Origin of the sequence: Senegalia massiliensis (genome assembly GCF_900626135.1) — a bacterium.
Lineage (GTDB): Bacteria > Bacillota > Clostridia > Tissierellales > SIT17 > Anaeromonas > Anaeromonas massiliensis.
Map to the genome: position 1 here is coordinate 1,473,963 of NZ_LR130785.1, position 19,475 is coordinate 1,493,437.

Below are 19,475 nucleotides of genomic sequence, written 5' to 3' on the forward strand. Positions count from 1 at the left end.
TTTAACTGTCTTTATTTTAAAGAAGGATGTGATTTTTTGAAAAACAAATTATTCTCAAGAATTAAAAGAAAGTTAAATGATAAAAATGAAAATGAAAAGAATGAAAAAGGAGTAATAAAATCTCCAATGACAGGTAATGTAGTAAAAATAGAAGATGTTCCTGATGAAACTTTTGCACAAAAATTTTTAGGAGATGGAGTAGCTATAAAACCTACGTCAAATATAGTTACATCTCCTGTAAATGGAGTAATACAACAAATTTTTCCTACGAAACATGCTATAGGAATAGTTACAGATGATGGTATTGAAATACTAATCCATATAGGTTTAGATACTGTTAAATTAAATGGTGAAGGATTTAAATCTTTTATAAAGCAAAATGATAGGGTTAGGATAGGAGATAAATTATTAGAAATTGATTTAGATATTATTGATTCTAAAGCCAAGTCCCTTATAAGTCCAATTGTAATTACAAATATAGGAGATTTTAAAGGGGTAAACAAACTATCATTAGATAAAGTAAGTAATGAAGATGACTTATTAAAGATTGAGTTTTAAATAAAATAAAAATGAATTTAGGATGTGATTATAATTTTAGGAATATCAATTTTTTCAGGAATGGAAAATAGTTTAGAAGAAAACTTAAGATATTTGAGAGAAGCATCTAAACTAGGAATAAGAAAAGTATTTACATCACTTCATATTCCTGAAGCTAGTAAAGAATGTGAAATAGAAACTTTGAAAATATTAGAAGAAATAAATAATTTAGATATGCAAATAATAGCAGATATATCAAAAAAATATTATGATGAAATAGATCTTAATAAATATAATATTTATTCATTAAGATTAGATTTTGGATTTAGCAATAAAGAAATAGCTGAATTAACAATAAATAAATCATATAATATTACACTAAATGCCAGTACATTGACTAAAAAAGATATTGATGAAATAATCACATATGGAGGAGATATATCAAGAATTACAGCATGTCATAATTATTATCCAAAGGAACATACTGCTATATCAGAAGAGTTGTTTAAAGAAAGGACTGAACTTTTTAAGGAATATAATATTAAAATAATGGCATTTATTCCTTCACAATATAAAAAAAGAGGACCAATTTATGAGGGATTACCAACTCTTGAAAAACATAGATATATTGATCCTTTAATATCTGCACAACATTTATTTTTGCTTGGAGCAGATACTGTTATAGTTGGAGATACAGAAGCCTCTGTAGATGAACTTTATAAGTTGAATATGATAGAATATAATATAGTTACAATACCAATACAATTAATGAACAATATTTCTAGAGAAGAGATTTATTTACTCAAACAAAATCATACTAATCGTACTGATCCAGGAGAGTGTAATATTAGATCTCAAGAGTCTAGAATTTATAAACAGGAAACTATAAAAAGGAAAAATACTATACACAGACAAAAATATTATGTTACAATTGATAATGAAGATTATTTAAGGTATGAAGGTGATTTAATTATCTCTAAGCAAGATTTACCACAAGATAAAAGGGTTAATGTTGTTGCAGATGCAAGGGAATCTAAACTGTTAATAGATAATATTAAACCAGGACAAAGATTCAAATTTTTAATTATGGAGAATTAAAATGAGTATATTATTAAAAATAAGAGGAAGCAGAGATTCGTTAACACAATCTGAAATAAAAATCAGTGATTACATCTTAAGTAACAAAGAGGAAGTTATAAATTTATCAGCTCAGAATTTAGCTAAGAATTCTAATACTAGTCCAGCTAGTGTTATAAGATTTTCTAAAAAATTAGGGTATAGTGGCTTTAATGAAATGAAAGTAGATTTGATAAAAGATATAACAACTAGAAAAACTTTAGATGTTGATAATATATATGAAGATATAACAATTAATGATAGTATAGATCAAGTTATAGAAAAATTAGAATATGAAAATATTGATGTAATAAAAAATACTGTAAAATTATTAGATAAAGATGAAATTCAAAAAGCAGTGAATTGTATCATAAATTCTAAAAAAATATATATTTTTGGTGTAGGAGCTTCAGGGCTAGTTGCTAAAGATTTACAATATAAGTTGATGAGAATAAAGAAAATGGCAATGTTTGAGTTTGATAGTCATACTCAACTATCTCTATCAGCTAATATGGAGAAAGATGATGTAGCTATTGGTATTTCATATAGTGGTAGAACTCTTGAAACATTTAAAGCATTAGAACAAGCTAAATCCAAAGGCGCCTGCACTATATCTATTACTAATTTTGGGAAAAATCCTTTAAGTGATATATCAGATATAAATATCTTTATAGCAGGTAGAGAACAAAAAGTTAGAGTTGGTGCAATCACTTCAAGAATAGCCCAACTAATTGCTATTGATGTTATATTTGTAGCAATTTCAAAAAATAATTTTGAATTAACATCAAATTATATTAAAAATACAAGAAATATTGTTGAAGAATTAAAAATAAATAAGAAATAAGAATTGAGGTGAAAATATGAATGCAATAATTAATGGAAAGATAATATTAGAAGATAAAATACTAGAAGATTATGTTTTAATTTATGAAGAAAAGATATTAGATATATTACCTAATGAAGAATTTGATCAAAAGGATAAAAAGGTCATTGATGCAAAAGGTAATTTTGTATCTCCAGGCTTTATAGACATACACATACATGGTTCCAGTGGATGTGATACTATGGATGGCGATATTAATTCTATAAACACTATTAGCGAAACAATATTAAAAAATGGTGTAACTTCATTTTTACCAACTACAATGACTATGGATTTAGACTCCATATACAATGCATTAGATACTGTAAGAGAATCTATGACTAAAGAATTAAATGGAGCAAAAGTATTAGGAGCTCATATGGAAGGTCCATTTATAAATCCTAAGTATAAAGGGGCTCAAAAAGAAAAATATATTATAAAGCCTGAATATGATTCAATAGAAAAATATATGGATGTTATAAAGCTGATAACATATGCCCCAGAGAGAGATGAAAATTTTAATTTTTTAGAAAATGTAATTGAAAATGAAAATACTACACTTTCAATTGGTCATACTGAAGCTAGTTATGAACAGGCAATGGAAGCTATAAAAAAGGGTGCTTCACATAGTACTCATATGTTCAATGCAATGACAGGACTTCATCATAGAAATCCTGGTGTAGTAGGGGCCATTATGGATAGTGATATTAGCACTGAAATTATAGCAGACAATATCCATCTTCATAATGCAATTTATAATATAGCTTATAGACTAAAAGGGCCTGATAAGCTAGTTCTTATAACAGATGCAATGAGAGCAGCTTGTTTAAAGTCTGGAAGCTATGATTTAGGTGGTCAAGAGGTTATTGTAAAGGATAATGCAGCAAGACTTAAAGATGGAACACTTGCAGGAAGTGTTTTAAAATTAAATCAAGCTGTAAAAAATATATATGATAGTACTGAATTACCACTTTATGAATGTGTTAAGCTTGCAAGTTTAAACCCTTCAAAGGTAATAAATATAAATAATGAAAGAGGAAGCCTTGAAAAAAATAAATATGCAGATATAATTATATTTGATGACAAAATAAATATAATTAATGCTATAGTTGAAGGGGAAAGTAAATATGAAAATTATTAAAGTAAAAGATTATGAATCAATGAGTAAAAAAGCAGCATTTATTTTAGCAAGTCAAGTAAATATTAAAGATGACTCAGTATTAGGACTTGCAACTGGATCTACGCCATTAGGGATGTATAAAGAAGTAATTAAAATATATAAGGAAAGATTAATTGATTTTAGTAATATAACTACATTTAATCTTGATGAATATTATGGTCTTTCAGGTGAAGATAATCAAAGTTATAGATATTATATGAACCAAAATTTATTTGATCATATAAATATAGACAAACAAAATACTTTTATTCCAAATGGTAAAACTGATAGTCCTGAATTAGAGTCTAATAATTATGATAAATTAGTAGAACAAAAAGGTAATATTGACTTACAAGTACTTGGAATAGGAAGTAACGCACATATAGGTTTTAATGAACCTGATAAAAAATTTGCTTCTGGGACACATTTAGTTGATTTAAATGAAGAAACAATAAAAGCTAATTCAAGATTCTTTAATAGCTTAGATGAAGTACCTAAAAAAGCAATAAGTATGGGTATGAAAAATATAATGAGAGCAAAGAAGATAATACTACTTGCAAGTGGTATTGATAAAGCTGAAGCTATAAAGAACACAATAAAGGGAGATATTATACCTGAAGTTCCAGCTTCTATATTACAACTTCATCCAGATGTTACATTTATAATTGATGAAGAGGCTGCTTCTAAACTATAATAAAAAAGATGTCTTTTAACGAGACATCTTTTTTTAAAATAAAATTTTACAATATTCTATACAATATATCTATATAATATTATATAATAGTATTAAGGTGGTGAAAAAATGAACAAAAAAATATTACTCATATTTTTTATAGTGTTAGTTATAATTTCTAGTACAACTTTAGTGTTTGCTGATACTGGAAAAGATGTATATGTAATACCCATTAAAGGAGACATAGATAATTCTACATATCAATTTGTTCAAAGGGAATTAAATAATGCTTTAAAATCAGATCCACAAGCTATTATATTTGAAATAGATACATATGGAGGATACATAGATCAAGCAGAGAAAATTAAAAATCTTATAGTGAAGTTAGATGTACCTACTATTTCTTATGTAAATACAAAAGCAGAATCGGCAGGAGTGTTATTGACAATATCCAGCGATACAATAGTTATGTCAAGTGGATCAACAATAGGATCTGCAGAACCTATACCTAATACTGAAAAAACACTTTCATATTGGGTTGAAGAACTTAGAGCTACTGCTGTAGCAAAAGATAGAGATCCAGAACTTGTAGCTTCTATGGCAGATAAAAGTATCAAAATTGATGGTGTAATTGATGAAGGAAGACTACTTAATTTAAATTTTAGAAGGGCTAAAGAACTGGCACTTGCAGATTTACTTGCAAATAGTTATGGTGAAATATTAGAAGAATTGGATATAGAGTATGATGAAATAATAGTATCTGAAATAGACTTTGTAACAAAGATTGCAAAATTCATTGTAAACCCTTATGTTCTTAGTTTACTACTTATAATTGGATTTATAGCAATAGTTGTTGAAATATTTACTATGGGATTTGGTGGTGGAGCTACAGTAGCAATTATTTCTTTTGCACTATACTTTGGAAGTAATTTCATAGTAGGGAATACTGGTTGGACTGCTATGTTACTATTTATTGTAGGTATAGTATTACTTGTAATTGAGGCTATAGTTCCAGGCTTTGGAATTCCTGGTATTGGTGGTATTTTAAGTATTGTAGTATCTATAGTTTTAGCATCACCAGATGTTCAAATAGCTATATATTCAATAGTCATAGCATTTATATTAAGTATATTAGTAGCATATTTATTTTTGAAATATGGACAGAAGAGTCCATATTTTGATAAAATAGTATTAAATACCAAACATGAAGGGGATTCTGGATATTCTAGTACAGTAAACAATATTAGATATTTAGATAAAGAAGGAGTAGCTATTACTACACTTAGACCTTCAGGAACTGTTATGGTAGAAGATAAAAGATTAGATGCAGTAACAGAAGGACAATATATAAAAAAGGGGGAAAAGATTAAAATAGTAAAAATTGAAGGCTCAAAAATAGTTGTAAGAAAAATATAATTTATAGGAGGAATTTTAATGGAAGGTTTAATACCAATAATTATAATTGGAGTAGCAGTATTAATTTTCTTAACATTATTATTAAGTTTTATACCAGTAGGTTTATGGATAACTGCATATTTTTCAGGGGTTAAAATTGGATTATTTACTCTTGTTGGAATGAGACTTAGAAAGGTTATACCATCAAGAATTGTTAGACCAATGATAAAAGCAACAAAAGCAGGTATTCAAATTGATGTAGATAAATTGGAAGCACATTATCTTGCAGGAGGAAATGTAAACACTGTAGTAGATGCTTTAATTGCAGCTCAAAGGGCAAATATAGAACTACCATTTGAAAGAGCAACAGCGATAGATCTTGCAGGAAGAAATGTATTAGAAGCAGTTCAAGTTAGTGTAAATCCTAAGGTTATTGAAACTCCAAATGTTGCAGCTGTAGCTAAAGATGGTATAGAGGTAATGGCAAAGGCTAGAGTAACTGTTAGAGCAAATATAGAAAGACTTGTAGGTGGAGCTGGAGAAGAAACAATAATCGCTAGAGTTGGTGAAGGAATTGTAACAACAGTAGGTAGTGCGGAGACACATAAAGCAGTACTTGAAAATCCAGATGGCATATCAGAAAATGTATTAGATAAAGGACTTGACTCAGGAACAGCTTTTGAAATATTATCTATTGATATTGCAGATGTTGATGTAGGAAGAAATATAGGAGCTACTCTTCAAACTGATCAAGCAGAAGCTGATAAGAGAATAGCACAAGCCAAAGCAGAAGAAAGAAGAGCAATGGCAGTTGCAAAAGAGCAAGAAATGAAAGCAGAAGTACAATTCCAAAGAGCAAAAGTTGTAGAGGCAGAAGCAGAAGTTCCAAAGGCATTGGCAGAAGCATTAAGAAGTGGAAATATGGGAGCTATGGATTATTATAATATGAAAAATATAATGTCTGATACAAACATGAGAGAATCAATTTCAGATATAAACAAAGATAATGACAATAATAGCAATAAAAGAAATTAGGTGATTATATGGATTTTTTAGACTTAATATTTCCATTATTGATTATATTAGGTCCAGCATTATTTAAAAGTGCAAATGATAAGAAAAAAATTGAGAAAAAGAAACCTGAAAAAATGTATAATGATAATAAAAATGTATCTGAAAAACAAGTGGTACATAAAGCACCTAAATATAAAGAACAAAGTAATAGAAGACAAAAGAGTATAGAAGAAAGAAGAATAACTAAAAGGAATTTAAATAAAAAAGAAGAAAGTTATATCGATGAAGAGAAAAATATTAATGAAGAAAGAAATATTAGGGAAGAAGAGAAGATAAAAGAGCTAAAATCAAGACGAGAAAATTATGCTGATAGAGAAAAATATCTAACTAAAATGAAGAATATAAGAAACAAAAGAGATGAAGAGAAGATAATTTCTGATAGAGATCAAAAAGCATCTGTAAAAACAGATGACATTAAAAATGAAGAAATAGGTTCTGAAGATATTAACTTAAAATTTAATAAAAAACAATTAGTAGAAGGTATAATTTTGTCAGAAATATTATCAAAACCTAAAGCTCTTGAAAAAAGAAGGTAACGCTTATAAGCGTTACCTTCTTTTTGTAATAGTAATAAAAATAAAAGCATAAATTTAATTATAGAGGAGGATATTTTAATGAGCAAAAAAATAGATAATATTAAAACAAACATAGCTGAGGTCTTGGAATTACCAAAAGAAATAGTCCTTGATTTACCTAAAATAACTTTAATAGGCAATATTCAATTATATATAGAAAATCATAAGGGAATAGTTGAATATAGCAAAGAAAGAATTAGAATTAATAGTAAATCAGGAATAATAAGAATAATAGGAAATGATTTAGTAATAAAAAATATTGTATCAGAAGAAGTTGTGGTATCAGGAAAAATAATAAATGTAGAACTTATATAAAGGAGGGATGGTCATGTTAATCATAAGATTATGGAATTATATTAGAGGGTATGTTATTATAAGAATTGAGGGATTGACACTTGAAAGATTTATCAATTTAGCTACTATAAATAATATCTACCTTTGGGATATAGAAAGATTAGACTATACCACCCTTGAAGCAAAAGTTAGCTTAAAAGGCTTTAAGCAGCTAAAACCAATAATATTGAAAGTCGGATCAAGATATAGAGTAATATCTAGAGAAGGGTTCCCTTTTTTATTTACAAAGCTAAGAAAAAGGAAGATGTTGGCTTTAGGTTTCATCTTAATGATAGGTGTAATCTTTTTTTTAACTTCATTTGTTTGGACTATAGACATATATTCACCTAAAGGATTCGATGAAAAACAGTTAATAGAATATTTAAATAGAGAAGGGGTAAAAATTGGAATAAGAAAATCAACAATAGATAATGAAGAATTAAAAATTGATATTTTAAAAAAATTTGATGATATATCATATATAAACTTAAAATTTAAAGGAACTAAATTAATTATCGATTTAAAAGAAAGAGAATATTATACTGATGATCATAAGTGGGATAAATCCAAACCAACCAATATAGTTGCTTCTAAAAAAGGTGTAATAGAGAAAGTAATTGCTAAAAACGGCAAAGCTTTAGTAGAAAAAGGAGATATTGTTAAATCAGGTCAGACATTAATATCAGGTGTTATAAAAAATGAAGAAGATAAAAATATACTTTTAGTTCATTCAGAAGGTGAAGTTCTTGCAAGAACTTATTATTATAAAACTATAAAAGAACCTATAGTTAAAGAAGTGGAAAAAGAAACTGGAGAAAAATATTTTTCTAGGGAAATAAAAATTGGAGAAAAAAGTATACATATTAAAAAAGATGACATACCATTTGAACATTATAGAGAGTATATAGGTGATAAAGATAAGAGTTTTTATTCAATAATTCCATTTGATATAATTAAACATGAATATAGAGAGATAAAAAAAGAAACAGTAAAACAAAATATAGATTCATTAAAGGAGTCCTTAAGTGTTATAATAACAAAAGAGGCTATGAAAGATGTAAAAGAAGACAGCAAAGTCTTATCCAAAGATATAACTTTTGAAAGAAAAGATAATTCTTTAATAGTTAGTATAAAAGTAGAGTTAATTGAAAATATAGCACAAAAGAAATATATTAATGAGAATATAGAAATTGAAAATGACGATTCGGAAGAAAATAAGGAGGAATAGTATTGACAGAAAGTAGATATGAAAAAAGCATAAAGATAAATGATGAAGATTTTAGCAGAGAATTATATGGAGATTTTGATAGAAATATTAAACTAATAGAAGAAGAATTTGATATTGATATAGTATCTCGTCAAGGTGAGATAAAAATTTTAGGGAAAAAAGAAAATGTAGAACTTGTTGATACTTTAATAAAAAAATTAATAGATATAGTGAAAGTAGAAGGAAAACTTACGAACCAACAAATTAGATATGCAATAACACTTGTATATGAAGGAAAAGAAAATAAAATGAAAGAATTACTAGATGATACAGTATGTGTTACTTACTCAGGAAAAACTATAAAACCTAAAACACTAGGACAAAAAAGATACATAGATTCCATGGCTAAAAATGATTTAGTATTTGGAATAGGCCCTGCAGGAACAGGTAAGACTTACTTAGCTGTTGCAAAAGCAGTTCAAGCATTTAAAAACAAAGAGGTAGAAAGAATAATTTTAACAAGACCAGCAGTAGAAGCTGGAGAAAAATTAGGATTTTTACCAGGTGATTTGCAAGACAAAGTAGATCCTTATTTAAGACCTGTTTATGATGCATTATTTGACATATTTGGTGGAGAAGCCTTTTTGAAAAATAGAGAAAGAGGTTTAATAGAAATAGCACCACTTGCATATATGAGAGGTAGAACACTAGATTCAGCATTTGTAATACTAGATGAAGCACAAAATACTACATCTGAGCAAATGAAAATGTTTTTGACAAGATTAGGTTTTGGTTCAAAAGCAATTATAACTGGTGATATAACCCAAGTAGATTTACCATATGGAAAGACATCAGGTTTAAAGCAAGTTACTCATGTTTTAAAAGATGTAAAAGGAATTGATTTTATATATCTTAGTAAACAAGATGTTGTAAGACATAAATTAGTTCAAAGAATTATAGAAGCTTATGAAAATCATGAGAAAAAGAAAAAATAAGGAGAGAATCAATGGAAGTTTATATTGATAATAGACAAACAGAAATATTATTAGATGAAAAAATTGAAGAGATTATAAATAGTGTAATAAAAGAATGTTTATATTATGAAAAATATGGATTTAATTATGAAATAAGCGTTTCATTTGTTAATAATATAGAGATTAAAGAATTAAATAGAAGATTTCGTGGAAAAGATAAAGAAACTGATGTATTGTCATTTCCAATGGAAGATGAGTTAGAAGGACAAGATTATTTACCAACCTTAGGTGATATTGTAATATCCACAGAAAAGGCAAATGAGCAAGCAAAAGAATATGGACATAGCTTAGAGAGAGAAATAGCTTATCTTACAGCTCATAGTATGTTTCACCTTATGGGATATGATCATTTAACTGATAGTGAAAAGAGTATTATGAGAAGCAAAGAAAAAGATGTTATGAAAAACTTGAAAATTTTTAGAAATAATTAGAAAGAAGGAAAGCCAATGAAAAGACTAATAGATAGTTTCAACTATGCAGTACAAGGAATTATCTATACATTAAAAACACAAAGAAATATGAGAATACATTTTTTTGTTATGACACTTATATTAATATTAAGTTTGTTTTTTAATTTTTCAAAACTTGAACTATTATCATTATTTTTTGCTATATCATTGGTTATAATAGCAGAAATGGTAAATACAGCTGTAGAAAAAACTATAGATATGTTTACAAGTGAATTTCATCCTTTGGCAAAAATCGCAAAAAATGTTGCAGCTGGAGCAGTATTAGTTGCAGCACTTAATTCCATAATGGTAGGATATCTTTTGTTTTTTGATAGAGTAAATCCTTTTACAAAGTCAATAATATTTAAAATAAGATCTTCTCCTGTACATCTTACTTTTATATGCATATTACTCATAACTATAATTACTATCGTAATAAAAACTGTTACACAAACAGGGACACCTTTTAAAGGTGGAATTATAAGTGGTCACGCTGCTTTGGCTTTTACTATATCAACGGTAGTGACTTTTTTAACAGAAAACACATTAATTGCAACACTTAGTTTTATGCTAGCAATTTTAGTAGGACAAAGTAGAATAGAAGGAGAAATACATACTTTTTTTCAAGTAGTTAATGGAGCATTATTGGGTATATTAATAACTGTATTAATATTTCAATTATTATAGCTCTAATCAGGAGGGATTTAGTTGTCAGACAATTTTTTATACGTACGGTTAGTTATTTTATTTTTTCTTTTAATGTTATCAGCAGTATTTTCTAGTTCGGAGACAGCAATAACCACATTGAAAATTGCAAGAATAAGAAAATTAAGAGAAAGCGATCAAAAAAAGGCATTATTACTTGAGAGAATAAAAAAACAGATAAATATGATGTTATCTACAATTTTAATAGGGAATAATTTAGTTAATATATTAGCTACTGCAATACTTACAGAAGTTACAGTTGAACTTTTTCAAGGAAGTAGTTCTACACTTGTTTCTACAGGAATTATGACTATACTAATATTGATATTTGGGGAAATAACTCCTAAAACATATGCAGCACAAAATCCAGAGAAAATATCTGTTTTAATAGCAAGACCATTAATATTACTTTCATTAATATTTAAACCTATACTAATAGTTTTAAATTTTATTACTGGATTTTTCATAAAACTTATGGGTGGAGATATAAATAATACTGGACCATTTGTAACAGAAGAAGAAATACGCTCTCTTGTTGATGTAGGAGAAGAAGAAGGAGTAGTAAAACTACAGGAAAAAGAGATGATAGAAAATATATTTGAAATAGATCATATTGATGTAGGAGATGTAATGGTACCAAGAATAGATATTATAGCAGTTTCGGAGGATGACACTATGGAAGTTGCATTAGAAAAAATTACTAAATATGGTCATTCTAGAATACCAGTATATAAAGAAAGTATAGATGATATAGTAGGAATACTTTATGCTAAAGATGTACTTCCTTTTATTGGATTTAAAGATGTAAAGGTAAATGAAACTAAAATAGTAGATATAATGAGAAATGCATATTATGTACCTGAAACCAAAAAAGTAAATAAGCTTTTAAGAGAGCTTCAATATTATAAAGTTCATATGGCAATAGTTTTAGATGAATATGGTGGAACAGAAGGATTGGTTACAATAGAAGACATATTAGAAGAAATAGTAGGGGATATATTAGATGAATATGATACTGATATAGATTTAATAGAAAAAATCAATGAAAATACTTATAATGTAAAGGCAGAAGTATCTTTAGAAGATATAAATGAATTATTTAAAACTGATTTTCCAGAAGAAGAATTCGATTCTTTAGGTGGGTATATATTTAACACATTAGGAAGAGTTCCGGTAAAAGGAGATAAATTAGATAGTGATAAAATAAATATAATAGTTAAAAAAGTTACAAACAGGAGGGTAATATTAGTAGAAATAACTAAAAAAAATCAGGGGTGATTTAGTTGAAAAAATTAATTTTATTTTTAGTAATTATTTTATTAATATTGGGTGTAGGATGTAACGATAAAGAAATTGAAGAAGGTAATAGTTTAGAAAATACAGAAGAAAGTGAAGGTGGATCTAATAATAATGGGTCTAAAGATAATGTTTTTTCACCATTAAGTGGAATAAAAATGAAAAGTGACTTAAAAAATGAAAGACCAATAGCTATAATGTTTGACAATCAAAAAGATGCAAGATGGCAAGCAGGGCTTAGTGAAGCAGAGATAGTGTATGAATTCTTAGTCGAAGGCAATATCACAAGATATATGGGTATATTTCTTATGAATAGTCCTGATGTAATAGGTCCAGTTAGAAGTGCAAGACCTTATTATTTGCAAGCTTTACTTGAATATGATGCTATATATGTTCATTGTGGTGGGAGTCCAGAAGCAAAAGAACAAATAATAAGTTTTGGAATTGATGAAGCTGATTGTATGAGTGCTCCAGGGTATGTTTTTTATAGAAATAATGAATTAGGCAAGAAATCACCGCATAATTTATATACCAATATGGAAGATATAAGAAAATACGAAAAAGAAAAAGGTTTTAATACAGAGCCTAATTATGAGCCCTTCTTATTCAATGAAAATTCCCAAGATATAGAAGGAGAAGTTGCAAATACATTGAAAATAAATTATTCTAAACATAATACAACAAGTTATAAATATGATGAAGAAATAGGCAAGTATATTAGATATAAAGATGGAGAAATTCATATAGATGAAAATGATAGTAGCAATTTGACAGCTACAAATATAATAATTCAAGAAGCAAACACAAAGGTTATAGACAATCAAGGAAGACTCCATATATCAACAATTGGAGAAGGGAAAGGTAAATATTTTACTAAAGGTAAATATATAAATATAAACTGGGAAAAAGAAGATCAATATTCTAAAACAAAATATTTTGATGAAGCGGGAAATAGGATAAAATTAAATCCAGGTATAACTTGGATTCAAGTAACCCGAGTAAATCCAGAAATAAAAATAACAGAATAGGTGGTGTGAAATATGAAAAAACAAGAGTTGATAAATACAGCATTAAAAGCAAAAGAAATGGCATATGTTCCTTATTCTAAATTTAGAGTAGGAGCAGCTGTTTTAACAGATGATAATAAAATCTATACAGGATGTAATATAGAGTCAGCAAGTTATACACCTACTAATTGTGCTGAAAGAACAGCTATATTTAAAGCAGTATCAGAAGGAGATAAAAATTTTAAAGCAATAGCTATAACAGGCGACTCTGAATATACATTTCCTTGTGGAGTTTGTAGACAAGTCATGAGAGAATTTTCAAAGGATTTGACAATTTATATAGTGAAAAATCAAAATGAATATAAAGAATTTACATTAGAAGAATTACTCCCATATAGTTTTGGGCCAGAAGATTTAATAGAAGACATAATAAAGGATGATAAGGATGAAATTTAAATCAGGTTTTATAACAATAATTGGTAGACCAAATGTAGGTAAATCTACATTATTAAATAATATAATAGGAGAAAAAATTTCTATAATATCAGATAAACCTCAAACTACAAGAAATAAAATACAATTTATACATACTACAAAAACAAGTCAAATGATTTTTGTAGATACTCCAGGTATTCATAAACCTAAAAACAAATTAGGAGAATTTATGAATAAAGAAGTTTCTCTAGCATTAGAAGATATGGATGTATTAGTTTGGATAGTAGATGATAGTATGGAAATAGGACCAGGAGATAGTAGAATATTAAAGTCACTTGAAGATATCCATATGCCTAAAATATTAGTAATAAATAAAATTGATAAATTAACCAATGAAGAAGTTGATAAATTAATAGAAAAATATAATAGTAAACATAATTTCGAATATATAATTCCTATTTCTGCAAAAAAGGGAAAGAATGTTGATACTTTAATTAAAAATATAGAAAGATTGCTTCCTGAAGGACCTAAATATTATCCAGGAGATATGATAACAGATCAGCAAGAAAGAATTATAATATCGGAAATTGTAAGAGAAAAAACACTAAGATATTTAAATGAGGAAGTTCCTCATGGGATAGCTGTAGAAACAACAATGATGAAAGAAAGAAAAGATAAAAATATAATTGATATTCACTCTACAATTTATTGTGAAAAAGACTCACATAAGGGTATAATAATAGGTAAGGGTGGCAGAAAACTTAAAGGCATAGGAAAAAGTGCAAGAGAAGATATAGAAAGATTTTTAAATCTAAAAGTTAATCTTCAACTTTGGGTAAAAGTTAATAAAAACTGGCGTGAAAAAGAAAACTTAGTTAAACGTATGGGATATAAAAGGTAAAAATAAACAAATATTATTTACACTATTTACATTGTATAATCTTATTCTATCACCATAAAATATAAATATACTAAAATATGGGGAGGATTATAATGTTAAGAAATGATATGTGGAAAATATTTGAAGCTACTGGAAAAATAGATGCGTACTTATATTGTAAAATTGATAGTGATAACAAAGAAAAAATAGAAAATAAAACTTTTAAAAGCAAGTTAGAAAGTGATTTACACAGTTAATGCAAGTTAGAGGTGACTAAATGTTATTTAAGGTTCAAGGGATAGTATTAAAAGCAATCAATTTTAATGATTGGGACAAAATACTTACTATATATACAAAACAACATGGTAAAATACAAGCTATTGCAAAAGGTGTAAGACGACCTAAAAGTAAAAATATATCATCAACACAAGTATTTTCATTAAGTGAATTCATATTATATAAAGGAAAAAAATTATATAATTTAAATCAAAGTGAAACTATTAAATCTTACTATCCTTTGAGAGATAATTTAGAAAAGTTATCCTATGCTTCATATATATTAGAATTAACTAATGCTGGTTTAATTGAGGAAGAAACAAATACAAAGATATTTGAACTTTTACTTAAAACTTTAGATATAATAGTAGAAGAAGAAAAATATGATCAAATTACTAGAGCATTTGAATTGAAGTTTATATCTTATTTAGGATATAGACCCCACTTAATAAATTGTGTAAATTGTCATAAAGATTTAGATAATAATATAAGATTTAGTGTAATAAATAGTGGAGCATTATGTAATGAATGTAAATCTACAGATAGATATTCAAAAAAATTAGATATACAAACTTTAAATATAATGAAGTTTTTGTTGTTTACTTCTTATGAAGAAATTTTAAATATAGATATAGATAAAAATACATTAAAAAATATAGGAGAAATAATGTTATTATTTATATCTAAAAATCTAGATAAAACAAATTTTAAATCTTTAAATTTCATAAATTCATTAAACATATAAATAACATGGAGGTGTTTTAAGTGGAAATAAGTTTAGAAAAAATTGACACAATAAGAGAGCGTACAGGTGTAAGTTATAAAGAGGCAAAGGAATCACTTGAAAGAAATGGTGGAAATGTTGTAGATGCATTGGTTGAAATTGAAAATAGTGAAAAAGATGATGGATTTAATTTTAATCAAAAAAGTGAAGAAATAATAGCAACTCTAAAAGAAACAGTTAAAAAAGGAAATGTAACTAAGATAATATTAGAAAGGGATGGAGAAACTATGATGAATATCCCTGTGACAGCAGGTGCAATAGGAGCTGTTCTTGCTCCCCAACTTTCAGCACTTGGTATAGCAGCAGCTATGATATCTAAAACAACTATTAAAATAGTAAAAGAAGATGGAGAAATTGTTAGCTTAAATAAATTAGCTGGTGATACTATGAATAAATTCATGGGAAAAGGCAAAAAAAATAAAACTGAAACTACTGGAGAATAATATAAAAAAGAAGATCATATTGACAATATGCTGAGTTTCTGGTAGATTATTATAATATAACACTTTTTGCTATGAAGAGGATTAGTAAATTAACTGTATTATAAAAGCGATTCAGGGATGGTGTTAGCCTGAAATAATACATTAATTGAAGGCACCTCTGAGCAACTATTTAAGTGGGTACATTTGTACCAAATAGGGTGGAACCGCGGAACTAACCTTTCGTCCCTATATAGGGATGAGGGGTATTTTTATTGTCTGAAAAGAAGAAGGAGGAGTTAAATTGTATTTACAAGACCTTATGTTAAAATTACAAAAATACTGGGGAGAAAAAGGATGCATTATAATGCAAGCTTATGATGTGGAAAAGGGTGCTGGCACAATGAATCCCAATACATTTTTAAGGGCGTTAGGACCTGAACCATGGCAAGTGGTGTATGTAGAGCCTTCAAGAAGACCTGCAGATGCAAGATATGGTGAAAATCCAAATAGAGTATATCAACATCATCAGTTACAAGTAATTATTAAACCTTCTCCAGAGGACATACAAGAATTATACTTAGAAAGTTTAAAAGTTATAGGAATAGACCCATTAAAACATGATATTAGATTTGTAGAAGATAATTGGGAAGCACCTACACTTGGAGCATGGGGCCTTGGTTGGGAAGTTTGGCTTGATGGTATGGAAATAACTCAGTTTACATATTTTCAACAAGTTGGAGGTATAAATTGTGAGCTTGAATCAGCTGAATTAACTTATGGATTAGAAAGAATAGCAATGTATCTTCAAGATGTAGATAATATATTTGACATAAATTGGACAAAAGATATTAAGTATGGAGAAATATTTAAACAAGCAGAATTTGAGCATTCAGTATATAGTTTTGAAAAAGCAAAAAAAGATGTATTATTTAATTTATTTTCAGTATATGAAAATGAAGCTAAAGCATTAATAGACGAAGGGTTAGTATATCCAGCTTATGATTATGTATTAAAGTGCTCACATGCATTTAATATATTAGATGCAAGAGGTGCAATTTCAGTAACTGAAAGAACTGGATATATATCAAGAGTAAGAAATTTAGCAAGACTCATTGCCTCTAAATATATAGAAAAAAGAGAAGCATTAGGATTTCCATTGTTAAAGGAGGAAAAATAAATGAGTAAATATCTTTTAGAAATAGGAACAGAAGAAATACCATACAGATTTATGGAAAATACATTAGAACAGATGAAAGATAATATGCAAGAGCTATTAAATGAAAATAGAGTTAATTATGAAAAAATATCTACTTTTGGGACACCTAGAAGATTAGTTGTATTTATAGAAGGAATAAGTGATATGCAATCTGATTTAGAAGAAACTGTAAAAGGACCATCTAAAAAAATTGCATTTGATGACAATAATAACCCGACAAAAGCACTTTTAGGATTTGCTAGAGGACAAGGAGTAGATATAGACCGTATAATCATAGATGAATTCAATGGAGAAGAGTATGTATTTGCAAACAAGCATGTAGCAGGAACAAATACAAAAGATATTTTAAAGAAAAATATGAGTGATTATATAAAGAAGATTCATTTTCCTAAACCTATGAAATGGGGAGGAAAAAATATAAAGTTTGCAAGACCTATAAGATGGCTAGTTTCAATATTTAATAGTGAAATAGTAGAGTTTGATTTAGAAGGTATAAAAGGATCTAATATTACTAGAGGTCATAGGTTTTTAGGATCTAACAATATAAAAATTGAAAATACAGATGAGTATTTCACAAAGTTAAAAGAAAATTATGTAATAGTAGATCAAGAAAAAAGAAAAGAGATTATTAAAACTGGTTGTGTGAAACTGGCTAAAGAAAAAGGCGGAAATCTATTACAAGATGATGAATTATTAGAGGAATTAACTTATATAGTAGAGTACCCAACTCCACTAAGAGGTAGAATAAAAGAAGAGTATTTGAAATTACCTAAAGAAGTAATAATTACTCCTATGAAAGAACATCAAAGATATTATCCAGTAATAGATGATAAAGGTAATTTATTACCATATTTTATAGCAGTTAGAAATGGTAACTCAGAGCATATTGATATAGTTACAAAAGGTAATGAAAAAGTATTGGATGCAAGACTTGAAGATGCAAAATTCTTCTACAATGAAGATGTAAGAAGACCACTTGAAGAATATGTAGATAGTTTAAAAACAATTGTATATCAAGAAAAACTTGGTACAATATTTGATAAAACACAAAGAATAAACGAATTATCTATAGATATAGCAAAAGAGTTAGATCTAGGGGAAGAAACAGAAGAGAATATAGACAGAGCAAGTTTACTATCTAAAGCAGATTTAGTAACTAAAATGGTAAATGAGTTTACAGAACTTCAAGGTATAATGGGAAGAGAATATGCAAAAATAGCAGGAGAAAATGAAATAATAAGTCTAGCTATATATGAACATTATTTACCTAGATTTGCAGGAGACAGTCTTCCAACTACAACAGCAGGGGCAATTATTAGTATATCAGATAAATTAGATAGTATCTGTGGTGGTTTTGCTATAGGAATGAAACCATCAGGAAGTCAAGATCCATATGGATTTAGAAGACTTGCTTTAGGGATAATCAATATAATATTAGATAAAAATTTAGATTTATCACTAAATAGCGCCATAGATGATTCTCTTAGAATATATATTGAAAATGAATTATATTTTGATGTTGACAAAGTGAAGTGTCAAATAATGGAGTTCTTTAATGTGAGAATCAAAAATATGTTCATAGATAAAGGAATAAGATATGATATAATAGATGCTGTAATAAGTACTGGTAATGATAATATTACAGATATGGAAGTAAGAATAGAGCAACTAGATAAATGGAGTAAAAATGAAGATGTAGAAGAGATATTGGCTGCATTTAATAGAGTTTCAAAAATAGCTGAGAAAGCAGAAACTAATGAAATATCTGTAGACTTATTAAAGGAAGAAAAAGAAAAATCATTATATGAAAAATATATTGAAATAAAAACAGAAGTACATGAAAACATACAAGAAAAAGAGTATTATGAAGCTATAGAAAAAGTAGCAGAATTAAGAAATCCAATCGATGAGTTTTTTGATAATGTAATGGTTATGGTAGATGATGAATTGATAAAAAATAATAGACTTGCTTTAATTAAGAGCATATATAATATGATGCTTGAAGTTTGTGACTTATCTAAGATCTCAAGAGATTAATAA

22 protein-coding genes and 1 other annotated feature are annotated in these 19,475 nt (G+C 27.5%); all 22 genes read left to right on the forward strand.

Translation table 11 applies throughout. The features are described from left to right. Nucleotides 1–36: 36 nt before the first annotated feature. The 22 genes from E0D94_RS07290 (at nucleotide 37) to glyS (ending at nucleotide 19,472) form a co-directional block, all read left to right on the forward strand. On the forward strand, nucleotides 37–558 hold the full coding sequence (locus tag E0D94_RS07290) for a PTS sugar transporter subunit IIA (protein WP_242620496.1): 522 nt from the start codon (nucleotides 37–39) through the stop codon (nucleotides 556–558). 24 nt (nucleotides 559–582) lie between these two features. Further along, nucleotides 583–1,635: a MupG family TIM beta-alpha barrel fold protein gene (locus E0D94_RS07295; RefSeq protein WP_278044681.1), complete on the forward strand. Its 1,053-nt coding sequence runs from the start codon at nucleotides 583–585 to the stop codon at nucleotides 1,633–1,635. 1 nt (nucleotide 1,636) lies between these two features. Further along, nucleotides 1,637–2,497 carry a MurR/RpiR family transcriptional regulator gene (locus E0D94_RS07300; RefSeq protein ID WP_130806622.1) on the forward strand — a complete coding sequence of 287 codons (861 nt, stop codon included), beginning with the start codon at nucleotides 1,637–1,639 and terminating at the stop codon, nucleotides 2,495–2,497. Nucleotides 2,498–2,513: 16 nt separating this feature from the next. Beyond that, the gene (nagA, locus tag E0D94_RS07305) at nucleotides 2,514–3,656 is read left to right on the forward strand and encodes an N-acetylglucosamine-6-phosphate deacetylase (RefSeq protein WP_130806623.1); all 1,143 of its coding nucleotides are present in this window, start codon (nucleotides 2,514–2,516) and stop codon (nucleotides 3,654–3,656) included. Continuing rightward, a complete protein-coding gene (gene nagB, locus E0D94_RS07310) occupies nucleotides 3,643–4,368 on the forward strand; it encodes a glucosamine-6-phosphate deaminase (RefSeq protein ID WP_130806624.1) in 726 nt (241 codons plus the stop codon). Before nagA ends, nagB begins: the two co-directional genes overlap by 14 nt. A 108-nt stretch (nucleotides 4,369–4,476) precedes the next feature. Then, nucleotides 4,477–5,763, forward strand: coding sequence for an NfeD family protein (locus tag E0D94_RS07315; protein ID WP_130806625.1), 1,287 nt, complete (start codon nucleotides 4,477–4,479; stop codon nucleotides 5,761–5,763). Nucleotides 5,764–5,781: 18 nt separating this feature from the next. After that, complete coding sequence (gene floA, locus E0D94_RS07320; protein ID WP_130806626.1) at nucleotides 5,782–6,777, forward strand: flotillin-like protein FloA; 996 nt, start codon at nucleotides 5,782–5,784, stop codon at nucleotides 6,775–6,777. Nucleotides 6,778–6,785: 8 nt separating this feature from the next. Beyond that, nucleotides 6,786–7,352: a hypothetical protein gene (locus E0D94_RS07325; protein WP_165442900.1), complete on the forward strand. Its 567-nt coding sequence runs from the start codon at nucleotides 6,786–6,788 to the stop codon at nucleotides 7,350–7,352. 78 nt (nucleotides 7,353–7,430) lie between these two features. Next, on the forward strand, nucleotides 7,431–7,706 hold the full coding sequence (gene yqfC, locus E0D94_RS07330) for a sporulation protein YqfC (RefSeq protein WP_130806628.1): 276 nt from the start codon (nucleotides 7,431–7,433) through the stop codon (nucleotides 7,704–7,706). A gap of 13 nt (nucleotides 7,707–7,719) precedes the next feature. Continuing rightward, nucleotides 7,720–8,952: a sporulation protein YqfD gene (gene yqfD / locus E0D94_RS07335; protein WP_165442901.1), complete on the forward strand. Its 1,233-nt coding sequence runs from the start codon at nucleotides 7,720–7,722 to the stop codon at nucleotides 8,950–8,952. A gap of 2 nt (nucleotides 8,953–8,954) precedes the next feature. Continuing rightward, a complete protein-coding gene (locus tag E0D94_RS07340) occupies nucleotides 8,955–9,926 on the forward strand; it encodes a PhoH family protein (protein ID WP_130806630.1) in 972 nt (323 codons plus the stop codon). Nucleotides 9,927–9,937: 11 nt separating this feature from the next. Further along, nucleotides 9,938–10,396, forward strand: a complete 459-nt coding sequence (ybeY, locus tag E0D94_RS07345; protein WP_130806631.1) for an rRNA maturation RNase YbeY — start codon at nucleotides 9,938–9,940, stop codon at nucleotides 10,394–10,396. Nucleotides 10,397–10,411: 15 nt separating this feature from the next. After that, entirely contained in the window at nucleotides 10,412–11,101 is a 690-nt protein-coding gene (locus tag E0D94_RS07350) for a diacylglycerol kinase (protein ID WP_130806632.1), read from the forward strand. A 21-nt stretch (nucleotides 11,102–11,122) separates the two neighbouring features. Further along, on the forward strand, nucleotides 11,123–12,397 hold the full coding sequence (locus tag E0D94_RS07355; RefSeq protein ID WP_130806633.1) for a hemolysin family protein: 1,275 nt from the start codon (nucleotides 11,123–11,125) through the stop codon (nucleotides 12,395–12,397). Between the two features lie 5 nt (nucleotides 12,398–12,402). After that, entirely contained in the window at nucleotides 12,403–13,443 is a 1,041-nt protein-coding gene (locus E0D94_RS07360) for a DUF3048 domain-containing protein (protein ID WP_242620497.1), read from the forward strand. Between the two features lie 12 nt (nucleotides 13,444–13,455). After that, a complete protein-coding gene (locus tag E0D94_RS07365) occupies nucleotides 13,456–13,878 on the forward strand; it encodes a cytidine deaminase (protein ID WP_130806634.1) in 423 nt (140 codons plus the stop codon). After that, nucleotides 13,868–14,758: a GTPase Era gene (gene era, locus E0D94_RS07370; RefSeq protein WP_130806635.1), complete on the forward strand. Its 891-nt coding sequence runs from the start codon at nucleotides 13,868–13,870 to the stop codon at nucleotides 14,756–14,758. The genes E0D94_RS07365 and era overlap by 11 nt, the downstream gene beginning before the upstream one ends. Before the next feature lie 92 nt (nucleotides 14,759–14,850). Further along, nucleotides 14,851–14,994 (forward strand): YqzL family protein, encoded by a 144-nt coding sequence (locus E0D94_RS07375; RefSeq protein WP_130806636.1) that lies wholly within the window; start codon nucleotides 14,851–14,853, stop codon nucleotides 14,992–14,994. A 20-nt stretch (nucleotides 14,995–15,014) separates the two neighbouring features. Further along, nucleotides 15,015–15,758, forward strand: a complete 744-nt coding sequence (recO, locus tag E0D94_RS07380) for a DNA repair protein RecO (RefSeq protein WP_130806638.1) — start codon at nucleotides 15,015–15,017, stop codon at nucleotides 15,756–15,758. 20 nt (nucleotides 15,759–15,778) lie between these two features. Next, nucleotides 15,779–16,240 carry a DUF4342 domain-containing protein gene (locus E0D94_RS07385; protein WP_130806640.1) on the forward strand — a complete coding sequence of 154 codons (462 nt, stop codon included), beginning with the start codon at nucleotides 15,779–15,781 and terminating at the stop codon, nucleotides 16,238–16,240. Nucleotides 16,241–16,302: 62 nt separating this feature from the next. Continuing rightward, nucleotides 16,303–16,470, forward strand: a binding site (T-box leader). Between the two features lie 50 nt (nucleotides 16,471–16,520). Further along, entirely contained in the window at nucleotides 16,521–17,396 is an 876-nt protein-coding gene (gene glyQ, locus E0D94_RS07390) for a glycine--tRNA ligase subunit alpha (RefSeq protein WP_130806642.1), read from the forward strand. Continuing rightward, nucleotides 17,397–19,472, forward strand: coding sequence for a glycine--tRNA ligase subunit beta (gene glyS, locus E0D94_RS07395; RefSeq protein ID WP_130806644.1), 2,076 nt, complete (start codon nucleotides 17,397–17,399; stop codon nucleotides 19,470–19,472). Nucleotides 19,473–19,475: the final 3 nt, after the last annotated feature.